This window comes from Streptomyces sp. AC1-42W (assembly GCF_003248355.1).
In the GTDB taxonomy this organism is placed as follows: Bacteria; Actinomycetota; Actinomycetes; order Streptomycetales; family Streptomycetaceae; genus Streptomyces.
Genome location: NZ_QKWY01000002.1, coordinates 2,120,392 through 2,138,989 on the forward strand (window position 1 = coordinate 2,120,392; position 18,598 = coordinate 2,138,989).

The following is an 18,598-nucleotide window of genomic DNA, read 5'->3' on the forward strand; positions in this document are numbered from 1 at the left end:
TCACCGTGTGCGCGCACTAGATTGGCCGGTGCAGTGACGGACCTGGCAGGTCAAGGGGGCAACGGTTCATGGACAACGACGGTACGCACGGCGCGTGGGGCGCGCGGGGTGCGCGGCCGCACGACGGCCGGCCCACCGGCCCCGTACCGCACCCGGCGGGCCCGCCGCCCGCCGCCCCGCCCGCCTACCCGCCCGCGGTCCCGCCGCCCGGCAGGCCCCCCACCGTCCCCCCGCCCCCCGCAGCCCCGCCCGCGCACGCACCGCGGCCCGGCCCCGCCGCACCCACCGCCGACTGGTTCGACGCGCCCCGCCCCGACGCCGGCCCCGGCATCTGGCGCCCGAACCACGTGCCCCGGCCCGCCGAACGCCCGGGGCGCCCCTCACTGGTCGGCCCGGCCGCCACCCTCGTCCTGTGGCTGCTGCTCTGGCTGCTGCTCTCCGAGCGCGCCGTGCCCTACGTGTTCAAGCCGATCGAGATCATCACCGGGCCCGAGTGGTGGTCCTTCGGCGGGCTGAGACCGGACGCGCCGCCCCTGGTGGTCAACTCGGCCACGCTCTACTACGAGGTACTGGTCATGGTCCTGGGCTTCTGGGCCGCCCGGATCGGCGGCTGGGCCGAGGCCGCCGCCTACTTCGCCGGCGAACGGCTGGAACGCCTCAGACTGACGCTGTCGGTGGGCGCCGCCCTGCTGCTGCTGTGGCTGGCCTGGACCCCCAAGGTGCCGCTGCTGCTGGTGCTCATGGGGTCGGCGGACGGCTGGCTGCGCAGCGGGGACCAGCTGAAGGCCACCGTGGCCGCCTACAGCTGTTACGCGCTGACCGTCGCCATCGTGGTGTGGCCCATCGCACGCTTCGCGCGCTGGGGGGACGCCCTGCGCGACCTCCGGGCCCGCCGCGCTCCGGCCGCGCCCCCGAGCGCTCCGGCCGCCGCCCCGGACGCCGGCCCGCCGCGCTCCCAGTGGCCCGGCCTGCGCGCCGCCGGAGCCGCCGAGGCGGCCGACGCGCTCACCGCCGCCGTGTACGCGGGCCGGATGAACGACGTGGACTGCGTACGGGTGCGCCACGCCTGGACCGGGGCCCGCAGCCGCCCCGACCGCCTCGCCTCGTTCACCGAGACCGTCCTGCGCAAGGGCGCCGACGCCTTCCTGCACCCCTCCGGACTGCGCGACGTGCCCCGGCGGACCGTCACCCACGACCCGCTGACCGGCCAGGTGCGCATCGGGGAGTGCGCCGACGACCCGCGCAACCCCTACCCGCGCCGGGGCTCCGGCATGGCGCTGGAGCCCGCCTCGCTCGGCACGTCCCTGCTCGTCGTCGGCCCGCCCGGCTCCGGCAAGACGGACCGGGTCGTCCGGCCCGTCGTGGAAGCCCTCGCCCTGCGCGCGCTCACCGGACAGGCCGCGGTGCTCGCCGTCGGCGGCGCGGGCGGCGCGCTCGGCCCGGACGACGCCTACGACGTGGTCATCCGCATCGGCGACCCCGCGTCCCCGCACGACTTCGACCTGTACGGCGGCACCACCGACCCCGACGAGGCCGCGGCGGCCCTCGCCGAAGGGCTGGCCGGCGACCTCCCCACCGTGGACACCCGCCGCGCCGCCACCGCGCTCGGCCGGCTGCTCGGCCCGTACCGCACGGTCCACGGCCGCTTCCCCGCCGTCCCCGAACTCCGCGAACTCCTCGAAGGCTCCACCGACGCACTCGGGGCCCTGCGCCGGGCCCTGGAGAGCGGCGGCCACCACGCGATGCTGCGCGAACTGGAGGCCGGGGCGCGGCACGCGGGCGGCGCCGCCGACGCGACGGCCGTGCTCGCCGACCGGATCGCCACCCTCGACCGGCCCGCCTTCGCCGGCTTCTTCGCCACCGGCGACGACGCCCGCCCGTTCTCGCTGCGCTCGCTCGGCCGCCATCCGCTGCGGGTCAGGATCGATCTGCCCGAGCGCGTCCACGCCGAGGCGTCCCGCGTCCTGGCCCGTCTGGTGCTCGCCCAGTTCAACGCCGTCGTCGCCGCCCGCACCGACCGCGCGCAGTTCGTCTGCCTCGTCCTCGACGACGCGACGCACACCGTCACCGCCGACACCGTCCGGGGCATCCGGCGGCTGCGCTCCATGAACGCCGGGGCGGTCCTCGCCCTGCGCACCCTGGACGACGTGCCCGAGCCGCTGCACACCGCGCTGCTCGGCGCGTTCGGCTGCACCATGGTCTTCCCCGGCCTGACCACCTGGGACGGCAAGCGCTTCGCCGAGGCGTGGGGCAAGGAGTGGGTGGAGGTCCGCGAGGTCGCCCAGCACGGGGTCTTCGCCGACCAGCCGCTGACCCGCGCCCTGCACTCGCTGCGCAAGATGGCCACCGGCAAGGCCGTCACCACCGACGCGGTCACCGTGCGCCAGGTCGAGCGGGAGCGCTGGTCCGCGTCCGCGCTCGCCTACGAACTCCCGCCCGGCCACGCGGTCCTCTCGCTGACCACGGTGGGCGGCGAGCACATGCCCCCGCTGCTCGTCCGGCTGACCGGCTGACCGGCCGGCGGCGGGGGAGGACCGGAGGGGGACGCGGGCACGCCGGGTGTGGCAGCGGTGACAGGGACTCTGCCACCCTGGCAGAATCGAGAGGAGCCGTTCATACGCGACGGCGAAATCGTCCCTTCCGCAGCACCGACATCGCCCTCTCCCGAAAGCCCCTCCCATGCCGCCCACGCTCGCCTCGCTCGTCCAGCACTCGGCGCTCAGACTCAGGGTGCGCGCGGGAGCGGACCGCCTCGACACGCCCGTGCGCTGGGCGCACGCCAGCGAGCTGACCGACCCCGTCCCCTATATGGAGGGCGGCGAACTGCTGCTGGTCACAGCCACCAACCTGGACGCGGAGAACCCGGAGGCGATGGGGCGCTACGTGCGCCGACTGGCCGACGCCGGGGTCGCCGGACTCGGCTTCGCCGTGGGCGTCAACTACGACGAGGTGCCCCGGCCACTGATCGGCGCCGCCGAGGAGGCCGGGCTGCCGCTCCTCGAAGTGCCCCGCCGCACCCCGTTCCTCGCCATCGCCAAGGCGGTCTCCTCGCAGATCGCCGCCGACCAGTACCGGGCCGTCACCGCCGGGTTCGAGGCGCAGCGCGAACTCACCAGCGCCGCGCTCGCCGGCGACGGCCCCGACGCCCTGCTCGCCCGGCTCGCCGCCCACGTCAACGGCTGGGCCGCCCTCTACGACGCCGCCGGGGCCGTGGTGGCCGCCGCCCCCGAGTGGGCCGCCCGCCGCGCCGCCCGGCTCACCCCCGAGGTGGAGCGGCTGCGCGCCCGCCCGGCCCCGGCCAGCATGGTCGTCGGCGACACTGACGACCGCGTCGAACTCCAGTCCCTGGGCACCGGTCGCCGGGTCCGCGGCGCCCTGGCCGTCGGCACCGGGGCCGCCCTCGGCACCGCCGAGCGGTACGCCGTGCACTCCGCGGTCGCCCTGCTCACCCTCACCACCGCCCGCTCCCGCGCCCTCCAGGGCGCCGAACAGCGCCTCGGCGCGGCGGTGCTGCGGATGCTGCTCGCCGGCCAGTCCGACCACGCCCGCGCGGTCGCAGGGGACCTCTACGGCGGACTGCTCGACGCCCCCTTCCGGCTGCTCATCGCCGAGGCCCAGGACCCCGCCGCCACGGCGCTCCTGGCCGACGCGCTGGACACCGCCGCCTACCGGTCGGGGGAGACCCTGCTGACGGTCCCCGAGGGCGAACGGCTCCTGGTGCTGGCCGCCGACGGGGGCGCGGCGGTGACCGCCTGCACGGCGTACGCCGAGGCGCAGGACGCACGGGCCCCGCGCGAGCCGGCCGCCGCCCAGGAGTCCGACATCGTGGTCGGCATGTCGGCCCCGGCGGGCCCGGTCGCCGTCTCCGCCGCGTACAAGCAGGCCGAACAGGCCCTCTCGGTGGCCCGCCGCCGGGGCCGCGCCCTGGTCGAGCACGCCGAACTGGCCACCGGCTCCGTGCTGCCGCTGCTCGCCGACGACGCGGTGCGGGCCTTCGCCGACGGCATGCTCCGCGCCCTGTACGAACACGACGCCAAGGGCCGCGGCGACCTGGTCGCCTCCGTACGCGCCTGGCTCTCGCACCACGGCCAGTGGGACGCGGCCGCCGCCGACCTCGGGGTCCACCGGCACACCCTGCGCTACCGGATGCGGCGGGTGGAGGAGATCCTCGGGCGCTCGCTGGACGACCCCGATGTCCGCATGGAGCTGTGGCTCGCCCTGAAAGTCACCACGTCCCCTGGCCAATGAGGCGCACCCCGGCCCCCTTCTGCTCCATCCCGGACAAGCGCCAGGCGGCCCGCGCGGCCCTACCGTGGGGCGCACACACCCCACGCCACCGAAGGGCCGGAACTCCATGACCTCCACCCACGCGTTCTGGCTGGCCGGCCGTCAGGCCACCGGCGAGGAAAGCTTCGACGTCACCAACCCCTGGGACGGGCGTCTCGTCGGCACGGTCGGCGTCCCGACCGAGGCCCAGGTCGAGGAGGCCGTCGCCGCCGCGCACGCCGTGCGCGAGGAGTTCGCCGCGACCCCGGCCCACGTCCGGGCCGCCGCGCTGGACCACGTCGCCCGCCGCCTCGCCGAGCGCACCGAGGAGCTGGCCCGGCTGATCTCCGCCGAGAACGGCAAGCCGATCAAGTGGGCGCGCGGCGAGGTCGGGCGGGCCGTCTCCGTCTTCCGCTTCGCCTCCGAGGAGGCCCGCCGGTTCAACGGCGGCGACGCCCAGCGCCTGGACACCGACGCCGGCGGCACCGGCCGGCTCGCCCTGACCCGGCGCTTCCCGCGCGGCACCGTCCTCGGCATCGCGCCCTTCAACTTCCCGCTGAACCTCAGCGCCCACAAGGTCGCCCCGGCCATCGCCGTGGGCGTCCCGATCATCCTGAAGCCGGCCCCGGCCACCCCGATCTCCTCGCTGGTCCTGGGCGAGCTGCTGGCCGAGACGGACCTCCCGGCCGGCTCCTGGTCCGTCCTCACGGTCCCCAACGACCGGATGCCCGCCCTGGTCCAGGACGAGCGGCTGCCCGTGATCTCCTTCACCGGGTCCGCCCCGGTCGGCTACGCGATCATGGACTCGGTGCCCCGCAAGCACTGCACGCTGGAACTCGGCGGCAACGGCGCGGCCGTGGTGCTCGGCGACTACGCCTCCGACGAGGACCTGGACTGGGCCGCCTCCCGCATCGCGACCTTCTCCAACTACCAGGGCGGCCAGTCCTGCATCTCCGTGCAGCGCGTCATCGCGGACGCCACCGTGTACGACCGGCTGCTGCCCAGGATCGTCGCCGCCGTGGAGGCCCAGGTCACCGGCGACCCCGCCGACCCCACCACCGACGTCGGCCCGCTCGTCGACGAGGCCGCCGCCCGGCGCGTCGAGTCCTGGGTGGACGAGGCCGTCGCCGCGGGCGCCCGGCTCCACGCGGGCGGCAAGCGCGACGGATCGTCGTACACGCCGACCGTCCTCACCGACCTGCCCGAAGGCGTCACCCTCGCCACCGAGGAGGTCTTCGGCCCCGTCCTCTCCGTGCAGAAGGTCGACGGCGAGGCCGCCGCGTTCGCCGCCGTCAACGCCTCGCAGTATGGGCTCCAGGCGGGCGTGTTCACGCACGACGTGCAGGCCGCCTTCCGCGCCCACCGCGCGCTGGAGGTCGGCGGCGTGATCATCGGCGACGTCCCCTCGTACCGCGCCGACCAGATGCCGTACGGCGGAGCCAAGCAGTCCGGCGTCGGCCGCGAGGGCGTCCGCTACGCGATGGACGACTACACCTACGAGCGCGTCCTGGTCCTCACCGGACTCGCCCTCTAGGGCCTGTCGTCAAATTGCGGTCGTCGCCCGAAGGGCGGCCGGGCGACGTCTGGTGCGTGCGATCGCAAGGCGCCGGAGAGTCCTAGTAGCGGAGCTACCAGGGCTCTCCGGCAACGCGGCGAGCGTGCGTGCCAGGCGCCGCCCGGCAGACAGCAATTTGACGACAGGCCCTAGAACCCGGCAGCGCACGGCGGGGCGCGTCCAGTCGCTGGACGCGCCCCGCCGCACCGCGCGGACCACGGCAGGATGGACGCCCGTGACCGTCATCCATGTCCCCGGTTCCAAGTCCGTCACCGCGCGCGCCCTCTTCCTGGCCGCCGCCGCGAACGGCCGCAGCACGCTCGTACGCCCCCTCGCCTCCGACGACACCGAGGGGTTCGCCGCCGGGCTGACCGCGCTCGGCTACGAGGTCGGGCGCGAGGCCGACGCCTGGCACATCACCGGCCGCCCGGCCGGGCCCGCCGCCACCGAGGCCGACGTCTACTGCCGGGACGGCGCCACCACCGCCCGCTTCCTGCCGACCCTCGCGGCGGCCGGCGCCCGCGGCAGCTACCGCTTCGACGCCTCCGCGCAGATGCGCCGCCGGCCCCTCGCCCCGCTCACCGAGGCCCTGCGCACCCTGGGCGTCGATCTGCGCCACGAGGAGGCCGAGGGCCACCACCCGCTGCGCATCGAGGCCGCCGGCATCAAGGGCGGCGAACTCACCCTGGACGCCGGCCAGTCCAGCCAGTACCTCACCGCCCTGCTGATGCTCGGCCCGCTCACCGCGACCGGACTGCGGATCACCGTCACCGACCTCGTCTCGGCGCCCTACATCGAGATCACCCTCGCGATGATGCGCTCCTTCGGCGTCGAGGTCACCCGCGGCGGCCCCGGCGGCACCGTCTTCACCGTGCCGCCCGGCGGCTACCGCGCCACCACCTACGCCGTCGAACCCGACGCCTCCACCGCCAGCTACTTCTTCGCCGCCGCCGCCCTCACCGGCCGCGAGATCACCGTCCCCGGCCTCGGCGAGGGCGCCCTCCAGGGCGACCTGCGGTTCACCGACGTCCTGCGCCGCATGGGCGCCGACGTACACATGACGGCCGACTCCACCACCGTCCGCTCCACCGGCACCCTGAGCGGCGTCACCGTCAACATGCGCGACATCTCCGACACCATGCCCACCCTCGCCGCGATCGCCCCCTTCGCCTCCGGGCCCGTCCGCATCGAGGACGTCGGCAACACCCGCGTCAAGGAGTGCGACCGGCTGGAGGCCTGCGCGGACAACCTGCGGCGCATGGGCATCACCGTCGCCACCGGACCCGACTGGATCGAGATCCGGCCCGGCACGCCCCGGCCGGTGGAGATCGAGACCCACGGCGACCATCGCATCGTGATGTCCTTCGCCGTCGCCGGACTGTGCACCCCCGGCATCACGTTCGACGACCCCGGCTGCGTACGGAAGACGTTCCCCGGCTTCCACGAGGCATTCGCCGCCGTCACCGGCTGACGGAACGGGTGCGGGGACCGGGCGGGGACGGGGACGGCGGCGCACACCCGCGACCGCCACCGGGACGCCCCTGTCCCCGCACCCGGAACGAGCGGCGACAATGGGGCGCATGACCGACAGCCCCGCACCTCTCGCCGACCCGCACCTCGTCTTCGACGCCCGGGAGGGTCGCCGGGATCTCGTCATCCTCGGCTCCACCGGTTCCGTCGGCACCCAGGCCATCGACCTGGTGCTGCGCAACCCCGACCGCTTCCGCGTCACCGCGCTCTCCGCGGCCGGCAGCCGGGTCGGCCTCCTCGCCGAGCAGGCGCACCGGCTGGACGTGCGCACGGTCGCGGTGGCCTCGACCGAGGCCGTACCCGCCCTGCGCGAGGCCCTGCGGCACGCGTACGGGACGGCCGCGCCGCTCCCCGAGATCCTCGCCGGGCCCGACGCGGCGAGCGAGCTGGCCGCGAGCGACTGCCACACCGTCCTCAACGGCATCACCGGCTCCATCGGCCTCGCCCCCACCCTCGCCGCGCTCCGGGCCGGCCGCACCCTGGCCCTCGCCAACAAGGAGTCGCTGATCGTCGGCGGCCCCCTGGTCAAGGCGCTCGCCGCGCCGGGGCAGATCATCCCCGTCGACTCGGAGCACGCCGCGCTCTTCCAGGCCCTCGCCGCCGGCACCCGCGCCGATGTGCGCAAGCTCGTCGTCACCGCGTCCGGCGGCCCGTTCCGCGGCCGCACCAGGGACGAACTGTCCGACGTCACCCGCGAGCAGGCCCTCGCCCACCCCACCTGGGCGATGGGACCGGTCATCACCGTCAACTCGGCGACCCTCGTCAACAAGGGCCTCGAAGTCATCGAGGCCCACCTGCTCTACGACATCCCCTTCGACCGCATCGAGGTCGTCGTGCACCCCCAGTCGTACGTGCACTCCATGGTCGAGTTCACCGACGGCTCCACCCTCGCCCAGGCCACCCCGCCCGACATGTCCGGCCCGATCGCCATCGGCATCGGCTGGCCGCAGCGCGTGCCCGGCGCCGCCCCCGCCTTCGACTGGACCAAGGCGTCGTCCTGGGAGTTCTTCCCGCTGGACGACGAGGCGTTCCCGTCCGTCGGCCTCGCCCGGCACGTCGGCGAACTGGGCGGCACCGCGCCCGCCGTCTTCAACGCCGCCAACGAGGAGTGCGTCGACGCGTTCCTGGCCGGGAAGCTGCCCTTCAACGGCATCATGGACACGGTCACCGCGGTGGTGGGCGAACACGGATCGCCCGCCTCGGGAACTTCCCTCACCGTCGCGGACGTACTTGAAGCGGAGACCTGGGCGCGCGCCCGGGCCCGGGAACTCTCGGCCAAGGCCACAGCGGAGGCACGCGCATGAGCATGACGACGATCCTGCTGACGATTCTCGGCATCGCCGTCTTCGCGTTCGGTCTGCTCTTCTCCATCGCCTGGCACGAACTGGGCCACCTCTCGACCGCCAAGCTCTTCGGCATCCGCGTCCCCCAGTACATGGTCGGCTTCGGCCCCACCATCTGGTCCCGCAAGAAGGGCGACACCGAGTACGGCATCAAGGCCATCCCGGCCGGCGGCTACATCCGCATGATCGGCATGTTCCCGCCCGGCAAGGACGGCCGGCTCGAAGCCCGCTCCACCTCGCCCTGGCGCGGCATGATCGAGGACGCCAGATCCGCCGCCTACGAGGAACTGGAACCCGGCGACGAGACCCGCCTGTTCTACACGCGCAAACCGTGGAAGCGCGTCATCGTCATGTTCGCCGGACCCTTCATGAACCTGGTCCTGGCCGTGGCGATCTTCCTCGGCGTCGCCATGACCTTCGGTTTCCAGACCAACACCACCGAGGTCGCCGGCGTCCAGAAGTGCGTCATCCCGCAGAGCGAGGAACGGGAGACCTGCAAGAAGTCCGACGCCGTCTCGCCCGCCCAGGCCGCCGGGCTCAAGAAGGGCGACCGGATCGTCGCCTTCGACGGCGAGCGGATCGACTCCTGGGACACCCTCTCCGACCGCATCCGCGACACCGTCGGCCCCGCCACCATCACCGTGGAGCGCGGCGGGCAGGAGAAGACCCTCCACGCCGTCCTCCTGAAGAACGCCGTCGCCAAGAAGGACTCCCGCGGCGAGACCGTCCCCGGCGAGTACGTCACCGCCGGCTACCTCGGCTTCGCCGCCCAGTGGGAGATCCTGCCGCTCTCCTTCGGCGACTCCGTCGTCCGCATGGGCGACATGGTGGAGAACGGCGTCGACTCGATCATCGCCCTGCCCTCCAAGATCCCCGCCCTGTGGGACGCCGCCTTCGGCGACGGCGAGCGCGCGGCGGACTCCCCGGTCGGCGTCGTCGGCGCGGCCCGCATCGGCGGCGAGGTGATGACGCTGGACGTGCCGGCGGAGAACCAGATCGCGATGATGCTGTTCCTGCTGGCCGGCTTCAACCTCTCGCTGTTCCTCTTCAACATGCTGCCGCTGCTTCCGCTCGACGGCGGCCATATCGCCGGAGCCCTCTGGGAAGCGCTGCGCCGCCACACGGCCCGGATCTTCAAGCGCCCCGACCCCGGCCCGTTCGACGTGGCCAAGCTGATGCCGGTCGCCTACGTCGTCGCCGGCGTCTTCATCTGCTTCACCCTGCTCGTCCTCGTCGCCGACGTGGTCAATCCCGTCAAGATCACGTGACCGGGGCGGCGGACGCGCCCGGTGCACCACGAGTGACGGGTGATGCGCGGGGCGCGTCCGACCGGTCCGACATCTGTACGAGCGCGGACGCGGTGTGCTCCCGGCCGCTCTCGGTGACGTAACCTCGAAGGCCGGAGCCCGCCGATACCGGGACCTCGATCCACACCTTGGGGATGCTCAGCGCATGACTGCGATTTCTCTCGGAATGCCCGCCGTTCCGACCAAGCTCGCCGAACGGCGGGTCAGCCGACAGATCCAGGTCGGATCGGTGGCGGTCGGCGGGGACGCGCCGGTCTCGGTGCAGTCGATGACGACCACGCGTACGTCGGACATCGGCGCCACGCTTCAGCAGATCGCCGAACTCACTGCCTCCGGCTGCCAGATCGTCCGCGTGGCCTGCCCCACGCAGGACGACGCCGACGCCCTGAAGACCATCGCGTCGAAATCGCAGATCCCGGTGATCGCCGACATCCACTTCCAGCCGAAGTACGTCTTCGCCGCGATCGACGCCGGCTGCGCGGCGGTGCGCGTCAACCCGGGCAACATCAAGCAGTTCGACGACAAGGTCAAGGAGATCGCGCGCGCCGCGAAGGCCGCCGGCACGCCGATCCGCATCGGCGTCAACGCCGGTTCGCTGGACGCCCGGCTGCTCCAGAAGTACGGCAAGGCCACCCCCGAGGCCCTCGTCGAATCGGCGCTCTGGGAGGCGTCCCTCTTCGAGGAGCACGACTTCCGCGACATCAAGATCTCGGTCAAGCACAACGACCCCGTCGTCATGGTCAACGCCTACCGCCAGCTCGCCGCCCAGTGCGACTACCCGCTCCACCTCGGCGTCACCGAGGCCGGCCCCGCCTTCCAGGGCACCATCAAGTCGGCCGTCGCCTTCGGCGCCCTGCTCAGCGAGGGCATCGGCGACACCATCCGCGTCTCCCTCTCGGCACCGCCCGCCGAGGAGGTCAAGGTCGGCATCCAGATCCTGGAATCGCTGAACCTGCGCCAGCGCCGCCTGGAGATCGTCTCCTGCCCCTCCTGCGGCCGCGCCCAGGTCGACGTCTACAAGCTCGCCGACCAGGTCAGCGCCGGCCTGGAGGGCATGGAGGTCCCGCTGCGCGTCGCCGTCATGGGCTGCGTCGTCAACGGCCCCGGCGAGGCCCGCGAGGCCGACCTCGGCGTCGCCTCCGGCAACGGCAAGGGCCAGATCTTCGTCAAGGGCGAGGTCATCAAGACCGTGCCCGAGTCCAAGATCGTGGAGACCCTCATCGAAGAGGCCATGAAGATCGCCGAGCAGATGGAGAAGGACGGCATCGCCTCCGGCGAGCCCCAGGTCGCCATCGGCTGAACCCCCGCGACAACCCGGCAGCGCCCCGCGAGGAACCCTCCGCGGGGCGCTGCCCGTGAGCGGGCTCACGACGTCCGTTCCCGGCCGATCCCGGGCACGGGGCGCGGCCGACAGGCTCTTCGGTTACAGTGCGGAAATCAGCAGACCGCATGGTGAGGCCCCCACGTGTTGACGCACACCACCACCCGGGTCCTCGAACCCAGCGACCTCGGCGCCGCTCTCGCCCTACTGGAGAGCGAGCCCGTGGCCAACGCCTTTGTGACGTCCCGCGTCCACATCGCCGGACTCGACCCCTGGCGCCTGGGCGGCGAGATGTGGGGCTGGTACGCCGACGGCAGGCTCCGCTCCCTGTGCTACTCGGGCGCCAACCTCGTCCCCATCTGCGCCGGGCCCGAAGCCGTACGCGCCTTCGCCGAACGCGCCCGCCGGGCCGGCCGCCGCTGCTCCTCGATCGTCGGCCCCGCCGAGCCCACCGCCCAGCTGTGGCGGCTCCTGGAACCCGGCTGGGGCCCCGCCCGCGAGGTCCGGGCCAACCAGCCCCTGATGGTCACCGAGAGCCCGTCCGCCGACGTGGCACCCGACCCGCTCGTGCGCCGCGTCCGCAAGGACGAGATGGACATCCTGATGCCCGCCTGCGTGGACATGTTCACCGAGGAGGTCGGCGTCTCCCCGCTGGCCGGCGACGGCGGCCTCCTCTACCAGGCCCGCGTCGCCGAACTCATCGCCGCAGGCCGCTCCTTCGCCCGCATCGACGACGGCAAGGTCGTCTTCAAGGCGGAGATCGGCGCCGCCACCCCCCAGGCGTGCCAGATCCAGGGCGTGTGGGTCGCCCCCGAACACCGCGGCCGCGGCCTCTCCGAGACCGGCATGGCCGCCGTCCTGCGCTACGCGCTCGCCGACGTCGCCCCGGTCGTCAGCCTCTACGTCAACGACTACAACACCCCCGCCCGCAAGGCCTATCGCCGCATCGGCTTCCGCGAGACCGGCGCCTTCATGAGCGTCCTGTTCTGAGCCGCCCCCGCCCCGGCGGCCCGGACAGTAGGGTCGGCTCATGGCAGCAGCTTCCGGAAGCGGCCCCCGCACCACCGGCGTCCGGGTCGAGCCGATCGACCTCGCCGCGCGCGTCGACGAGGCGCTCGCGGTCCAGGCCGTCGCCTTCGGCCTGGGCGCCGAGGAGATCGAGGTCCGCCGCCACATCGTCCTCCGCCACCTCGACCACCCGCACGCCCGCGCACTCGGCGCCCTGACGCCCGAGGGCCGGCTCGCCGGCTTCGTCTACGGCATGCCCAACGACCGGGCCCAGTGGTGGTCCACCGTCGTCGAGCCCTACCTCCGCGCCACCCACAGCGCCCACTGGCTCGACGACTCCTTCGTCATCACCGAACTCCACGTCCACCCCGACTTCCAGAACCGGGGCATCGGCCGCGCCCTCATCACCACCCTCACGGACGCCGTCCCCCAGCCCCGCTCGATCCTCTCCGCCATCGACACCGACAGCCCGGCCCGCGCCCTCTACCGCTCCCTCGGCTACCGCGACCTCGCCCGCCAGGTCGTCTTCCCGAGCGCCCCGAAGCCGTACGCGGTGATGGGAGCACCCCTTCCGCTGCGCCGTGCGGGCTGAATGGATTTCCGCCCGCACGGGCCGCCCCGCTAACCTCGGGCCCATCAACCTTCCGAGCAGGAGTTCACCATGGCCCAGGTCCAGCGCATGTCCCGATTGATGATCAAGACACTGCGCGACGACCCGGCGGACGCCGAGACGCTCAACCACAAGCTCCTCGTCCGAGCCGGCTACGTACGACGCACCGCCGCCGGAATCTGGACCTGGCTGCCGCTCGGCAAGAAGGTCCTGGAGAACATCACCCGCGTCGTCCGCGAGGAGATGGACGCCATCGGCGGCCAGGAGGTCCTGCTTCCCGCGCTCCTGCCCAAGGAGCCGTACGAGGCCAGCGGCCGGTACGACGAGTACGGCGACCTGCTGTTCCGGCTCAAGGACCGCAAGGGCTCCGACTACCTCCTGGGCCCCACCCACGAGGAGATCTTCACCCAGGTCGTCAAGGACATGTGCTCGTCCTACAAGGACCTGCCGGTCATCCTCTACCAGATCCAGACGAAGTACCGCGACGAGGCCCGCCCCCGCGCCGGTGTGCTGCGCGGCCGCGAGTTCCAGATGAAGGACTCGTACTCCTTCGACACCACCGACGAGGGCCTGGTCGAGGCGTACCAGCTGCACCGCGCCGCCTACATCCGCATCTTCGAGCGGCTCGGCCTCGACCACCGCATCGTCTCCGCGGTCTCCGGCGCCATGGGCGGCTCCGCGTCCGAGGAGTTCCTGGCCCCGGCCCCCGCCGGCGAGGACACCTTCGTCGACTGCCCGAACTGCGACTACGCGGCCAACACCGAGGCCGTCACCTTCAACGCCACCGCCGCCGACGCCTCCGGCACGGGCCCCGTCGAGGAGCTGGACACCCCCGACACCCCGACCATCGAGTCGCTGGCCGCCCACCTCGGCGTGCCGGCCTCCGCCACCCTGAAGAACCTGCTGGTCAAGGTGGACGGCGAGATCGTCGCGGTGGGCGTACCCGGCGACCGCGAGGTCGACCTCGGCAAGCTCGGCGAGCACCTGGCGCCGGCCGTCGTCGAGCTGGTCACCGCCGAGGACTTCGTGGACCGCCCCGACCTGGTGCGCGGGTACGTCGGCCCGCAGGGCCTGGAGAAGGTCCGCTACATCGCCGACCCCCGCGTCGCCGCCGGAACCGCCTGGATCACCGGCGCCAACAAGGACGGCAAGCACGTCCGCAACGTCGTCGCCGGCCGCGACTTCGAGGTGGACGACTACCTGGACGTCGTCGTGGTCGAGGCGGGCGACCCCTGCCCCGAGTGCGGCGCCGGCCTCCAGGTGGACCGTGCCATCGAGATCGGCCACATCTTCCAGCTCGGCCGCAAGTACGCCGACATCTTCTCGCTCGACGTCCTCGGCCAGCAGGGCAAGCCCGTCCGCGTCACGATGGGCTCGTACGGCATCGGCGTCTCCCGCGCCGTGGCCGCCCTCGCCGAGCAGACCGCCGACGACAAGGGCCTGTGCTGGCCCCGCGAGGTCGCCCCGGCCGACGTCCACGTGGTCGCCGCAGGCAAGGCCCTGCAGACCGAACTGGCCCTGGAGGTCTCCGACAAGCTGGCCGCCGCCGGTCTGCGCGTCCTGGTGGACGACCGCGCCGGAGTCTCGCCCGGCGTCAAGTTCACCGACTCCGAGCTGATCGGCGTCCCGCAGATCCTGGTCGCCGGCCGCCGTTCGGCCGAGGGCGTCCTGGAGCTCAAGGACCGCCGCACCGGCGAGCGCGAGGAACTGACCGTCGACGAGGCGATCGCCCGCCTCACCCAGCGGCAGGACTGACACCCGCCCCACGCGAGGGCCCCGCACGGAACACTCCGACGCTGTTGGCGAATTCGGGGCCGAGCGTGACGTCGGCCTTCGAGACCCGGTTGTGGTCTTGAAGGCCGACGTTGTCGTATGGGGTGGGTGCGGATGTCGTTGCAGCCGAAGGGGTCGGGGGAGATCCCGGCGGAGACGGTGCGGGTGGCGCGGGCCGCGTTCCCGAAGGGGAGCCTGGCGATCCGGGTGAGGGACGAGCTGGGGCCGTTGTTCACCGACGAGGAGTTCGCGGACCTGTTCCCGGCACGGGGCAGGCCTGCCTGGTCACCGGGTCGTCTCGCGCTGGTACTGGTGTTGCAGTTCCTCGAAGGGCTCACCGACCGGCAGGCCGCGGAAGCGGTCCGGGCCAGGATCGATGTCAAATACGCACTCGGCCTCCAGCTCGACGATCCGGGGTTCGACTTCTCGGTGCTGTCGGAGTTCAGGGACCGGCTGGTAGAGGCCGATGCCGGGCGGCGGGTACTGGACGGAATCCTGATCGCGGCCCGGGAGAAGGGCCTGCTCAAGACGGCGGGTCGGGCCCGCACCGATGCCACGCATGTGCTGTCGGCCGCCCGTGAGCTGTCCTGGCTGGAGATGGTGGCCGAGAGCCTGCGCGCGGCGCTCAACGCGCTCGCCCAGGCCGCCCCGGACTGGCTGTCGGATATCGCGGAGCCGGACTGGTTCAGGCACTACGCCACCAGGGCCGAGGACTCCCGGTTTCCCAAGGCCCGCACGAAACGGGATGAGGTGGGCCTGCGGGTCGGCCGTGACGGGATGCGTCTGCTTGAGGCGGTCTTCGCCGCGGACACGCCGGCCGGTCTGGGTGCCCTGGCGGAGGTGGAGACCTTGCGGCAGATGTGGGTCCAGCATTTCCACCTGGTGGAGGGCGAGGTGAGGCGCAGGGACCCAAAAGACCGCCCGCCGGGCGCGTTGCGCCTGGTCACCCCGTATGACGTTGAGGCCCGCGGCAGCGTCAAACGGGACACTCTGTGGGACGGATACAAGGTTCACCTGACCGAGACCTGCGAGACGGACGCCCCGAACCTGATCACGAATGTGGCCACCACCCTCGCCACCGTCCACGACAGTGTGACGGTCCCCGAGATTCATGACGGGCTGGCCGGGCGGGACTGCCTGCCCGGTGAGCACTGGGTCGATGCCGGATATCCCACGGCCGGCCAGGTCGTTGCCGCCCGCCGGGAGCACGGCATCGCCCTGCACGGGCCGATGGCCGCCAACACCGCCGCGTCGGCCGACGGTCCCTTCGGGCAGGACGCCTTCACCATCGACTGGGACCGCGAGCGGGTGACCTGCCCGAACGGTGTCGTCAGTACGCAGTGGGCCGAGCGGCATTCCCAGCAGAACCTGCCCGTCATCCGGGTCCGCTTCAGCCCGGCCGACTGCCGCCCCTGCCCCCACCTGCGCGAATGCGTCAACTCCCCCTCGCCACGACGCCGCGAGCTCAACCTCCGGCAGGGCCGCGACGAACACGAAACCGTTCGCACTGCCCGAGCCGAGCAGCAAACCGATACGTGGAAGGAGCGGTACAAGATCCGAGCAGGTGTCGAGGGCACCATCTCCCAGGCCGTCGGGCGCTGCGGCCTGCGCAGATCCCGCTACCGCGGGCTCGCGAAGACCAGCCTCCAGCACCAGCTCACCGGCGCCGCCATCAACCTCGCCCGCATCGACGCCCACCTCACCGGCCAACCACGAGCCCGCACCCGCACCAGCCACTTCGCAGCACTCCGCCCCGCCGACCAAACGATCGACGGGGCGAAGTAAGCAGGCCCCGAATAAACCAACAGCGTCGGAACACTCCGTGCGGGGCCCTCGCGCCCGATCTACAGCCAGCCCGCGAACTCCAGCGTCACTTCGCCCTCCTGACGGCGCCCGGCCGCCAGCGCGCGGGTGCCCGACTCCACGGCACGGAACAGCGTCCAGCCGTGCAGCCGGTCCTGGTCCACCTCCAGCGAGTCCGCCAGCTTCCTGATCCGGCGCCGGGCCGTCGCCGCCCCGGCGGACGAGGCGATCAGATCCTCCACCCGGTCCCGCACCAGCCGCGCCAGGTCGTACGCCCGCTCACCGACCAGCGGCTCGGGCCCGACCGTCAGCCAGGGCGCCCGCTCACCCGCGAGAACCTTGTTCTGCCGGAAGTTGCCGTGCAGCAGCAGCGTCTCCGGCGAACCGGCCACCAGCTCCGCACGGGCCGCCAGCGCCGCCGCCACCAGCGACTCCAGCGCCGGGTCGGAAGCGGCGGCGGCGCGCATCGCCTCCGTACGCCGCCCGCTGCGCTCGGCGACCGTCTCGAAGGGGTGCCCGGCCGGCGGGTCCACCCACAGCCTGCGCACCGTCCCGGCCGCCTCCAGCAGCGCCTTCGCCTCCGGCAGCGACCGCAGCGACACCTCCGGGTGCAGCCGCTCCAGCAGCAGCGCGCCCTCGACCGGCCGCCCGCCGTTCACCGGATCGAGCGGCCGCACCGCCCCCCAGCCGTTCCAGTGAGCCAGCGCCGCCCGCTCCAGGTCCGGCGCGGCCCCGGCCGGGGCGAGCTTCAGCGCCGCCGGGGTGCCGTCGGCCCCCCGGACCAGCAGGACCAGGCTGCTGCGCCCGCCGGGGGCCGCGACCCGCTCCACGACCGGGGCGCGCCCGGTCGCGGCCAGCGCCCGTTCGATCAGTGCGGGAAGCCCCGCGAGCCAGTCCCCGGCGGCCGTATCCCCGTACGACTCGCCGAGCGCTCGCACCAGACGCTGCGGCGGTTCAAAACCCATACGTGCTGTCTGTCCCTTCCAAGCCCTCTGCCGCCTGTGCCGGTGCGCCTCTTCAGTGCGCGGCGCCGGCCCTCGCGTCCGTCCCGGTCTTCGCCCCGGCCCGCTCGGCGAGCCCGGGAAAGGGTACGCCGCTGCCCCGCCAGCGCGCCGCGCGCACCGCGGCCTCCCGCAGCGCCTCCGCCGCGCTGCGCCGCAGCCCGCCCTCGGCGGCCCTGACCAGGTCGGAGTAGACGTACGCGACCCGGTCCTCCAGGACGGCGGCGAGCCGGACGGCGGCCGCCGCGTCCGGCACCGCGAACGGCAGGGCGTAGGCGGCCTCCGCGGCCACCGGCTCCCCGCCCAGGTCCCGGACCGTGCGCACCAGCGCGTCGCGCCGGGCGCGGTGGGCATGGTGCGCGGCGGTCGCCTCGGGCCTGCGGGCGGCGGTGACCCGGCCGCCCGCGACGCCGTAGCCGTAGACGGCGGCGTGCTCGGCGGCCAGCGCCGCCTGGGCCGCCGCCAGGGGGCCGTCGCTCTTGCCGTCGCTCATGCCGGGGTCTCCTTGGCCAGTTCGGTCAGCAGGTAGGCGTGCGCCGCGCAGGCGGCGGCCAGCGAGGCGAGCAGCCGGGCCAGTTCACCGGGCGCCTCCGGGAGCAGCGCGGTGTAGGCGTCCGCCGCCTCGCGCTCGGCCGCGGCCAGTTCCCGGACGGCGGCGGCCGGGCCGGTGGCGCGGGAGCGGGCCATGCCGAGCGCGGGGGCCTTCCCGGGGGAGACCGCCGCGAGGTGGGCGCGGGCCGCGTCGCGCATCGGGGTGAGCGCGGCCGCCGTCGAGGGATGGGCGGTGAGCACATGCCGGTAACCGGCGAGCAGGCCCGCCGCGGTGCGGGCGGCACCGGCGCGCAGCGCCTTCTCCGCCCGGGCCGGGGCGGCGCCGTGCGTGGCGTCCTCGCGCGCACCGCCCGTGTCGTCGTCCGCGTCGCTTCCGCAGCCCGGGAGCACCGCGGCGGCGGCGAGCGCGCCCGTCATCGCGAGCGCGTTCCTGCGCGTCGTCCCCGTGCGCCGCACCTGTTCTCCTTCGGGCTGGATCTGTTGTGACTGGATCTGTCCGGAAGTGATCACCGCCTGTGAGCGTACCCGC

Annotated in this window: 14 protein-coding genes; 11 read left to right on the forward strand and 3 right to left on the reverse strand. The window is 73.6% G+C overall.

Annotation, left to right across the window (positions count from 1 at the left end):
* The first annotated feature begins 68 nt into the window (after positions 1-68).
* The 11 genes from DNK56_RS27635 (at position 69) to DNK56_RS27685 (ending at position 16,498) form a co-directional block, all read left to right on the forward strand.
* A complete protein-coding gene (locus DNK56_RS27635; protein ID WP_111338498.1) occupies positions 69-2,513 on the forward strand; it encodes an ATP/GTP-binding protein in 2,445 nt (814 codons plus the stop codon).
* 166 nt (positions 2,514-2,679) lie between these two features.
* On the forward strand, positions 2,680-4,248 hold the full coding sequence (locus tag DNK56_RS27640; RefSeq protein ID WP_111338499.1) for a PucR family transcriptional regulator: 1,569 nt from the start codon (positions 2,680-2,682) through the stop codon (positions 4,246-4,248).
* A 106-nt stretch (positions 4,249-4,354) separates the two neighbouring features.
* The gene (locus tag DNK56_RS27645; protein WP_111338500.1) at positions 4,355-5,800 is read left to right on the forward strand and encodes an aldehyde dehydrogenase family protein; all 1,446 of its coding nucleotides are present in this window, start codon (positions 4,355-4,357) and stop codon (positions 5,798-5,800) included.
* A gap of 256 nt (positions 5,801-6,056) precedes the next feature.
* On the forward strand, positions 6,057-7,292 hold the full coding sequence (gene aroA / locus DNK56_RS27650; RefSeq protein WP_111338501.1) for a 3-phosphoshikimate 1-carboxyvinyltransferase: 1,236 nt from the start codon (positions 6,057-6,059) through the stop codon (positions 7,290-7,292).
* A gap of 109 nt (positions 7,293-7,401) precedes the next feature.
* Positions 7,402-8,655, forward strand: coding sequence for a 1-deoxy-D-xylulose-5-phosphate reductoisomerase (gene dxr, locus DNK56_RS27655; RefSeq protein WP_111338502.1), 1,254 nt, complete (start codon positions 7,402-7,404; stop codon positions 8,653-8,655).
* Positions 8,652-9,962, forward strand: coding sequence for a M50 family metallopeptidase (locus DNK56_RS27660; RefSeq protein WP_111338503.1), 1,311 nt, complete (start codon positions 8,652-8,654; stop codon positions 9,960-9,962). Before dxr ends, DNK56_RS27660 begins: the two co-directional genes overlap by 4 nt.
* 184 nt (positions 9,963-10,146) lie before the next feature.
* The gene (ispG, locus tag DNK56_RS27665) at positions 10,147-11,301 is read left to right on the forward strand and encodes a flavodoxin-dependent (E)-4-hydroxy-3-methylbut-2-enyl-diphosphate synthase (RefSeq protein ID WP_111338504.1); all 1,155 of its coding nucleotides are present in this window, start codon (positions 10,147-10,149) and stop codon (positions 11,299-11,301) included.
* Between the two features lie 165 nt (positions 11,302-11,466).
* The gene (locus DNK56_RS27670; protein WP_199563604.1) at positions 11,467-12,312 is read left to right on the forward strand and encodes a GNAT family N-acetyltransferase; all 846 of its coding nucleotides are present in this window, start codon (positions 11,467-11,469) and stop codon (positions 12,310-12,312) included.
* Positions 12,313-12,352: 40 nt separating this feature from the next.
* The gene (locus DNK56_RS27675; protein ID WP_111338506.1) at positions 12,353-12,922 is read left to right on the forward strand and encodes a GNAT family N-acetyltransferase; all 570 of its coding nucleotides are present in this window, start codon (positions 12,353-12,355) and stop codon (positions 12,920-12,922) included.
* Between the two features lie 69 nt (positions 12,923-12,991).
* Positions 12,992-14,695: a proline--tRNA ligase gene (locus DNK56_RS27680; protein WP_111338507.1), complete on the forward strand. Its 1,704-nt coding sequence runs from the start codon at positions 12,992-12,994 to the stop codon at positions 14,693-14,695.
* Between the two features lie 132 nt (positions 14,696-14,827).
* Positions 14,828-16,498 (forward strand): IS1182 family transposase, encoded by a 1,671-nt coding sequence (locus DNK56_RS27685; protein ID WP_111338508.1) that lies wholly within the window; start codon positions 14,828-14,830, stop codon positions 16,496-16,498.
* 59 nt (positions 16,499-16,557) lie between these two features.
* On the opposite strand, the gene DNK56_RS27690 is transcribed toward DNK56_RS27685, so the two are convergent.
* Genes DNK56_RS27690 through DNK56_RS27700 form a run of 3 tightly spaced genes read right to left on the reverse strand, consistent with a single transcriptional unit; the run spans position 16,558 to position 18,525 of the window.
* Entirely contained in the window at positions 16,558-17,481 is a 924-nt protein-coding gene (locus DNK56_RS27690) for an aminoglycoside phosphotransferase family protein (RefSeq protein ID WP_111338509.1), read from the reverse strand.
* 52 nt (positions 17,482-17,533) lie between these two features.
* Entirely contained in the window at positions 17,534-18,010 is a 477-nt protein-coding gene (locus DNK56_RS27695) for a ferritin-like domain-containing protein (RefSeq protein ID WP_111338510.1), read from the reverse strand.
* On the reverse strand, positions 18,007-18,525 hold the full coding sequence (locus tag DNK56_RS27700; RefSeq protein ID WP_111338511.1) for a hypothetical protein: 519 nt from the start codon (positions 18,523-18,525) through the stop codon (positions 18,007-18,009). The genes DNK56_RS27695 and DNK56_RS27700 overlap by 4 nt, the downstream gene beginning before the upstream one ends.
* Positions 18,526-18,598: the final 73 nt, after the last annotated feature.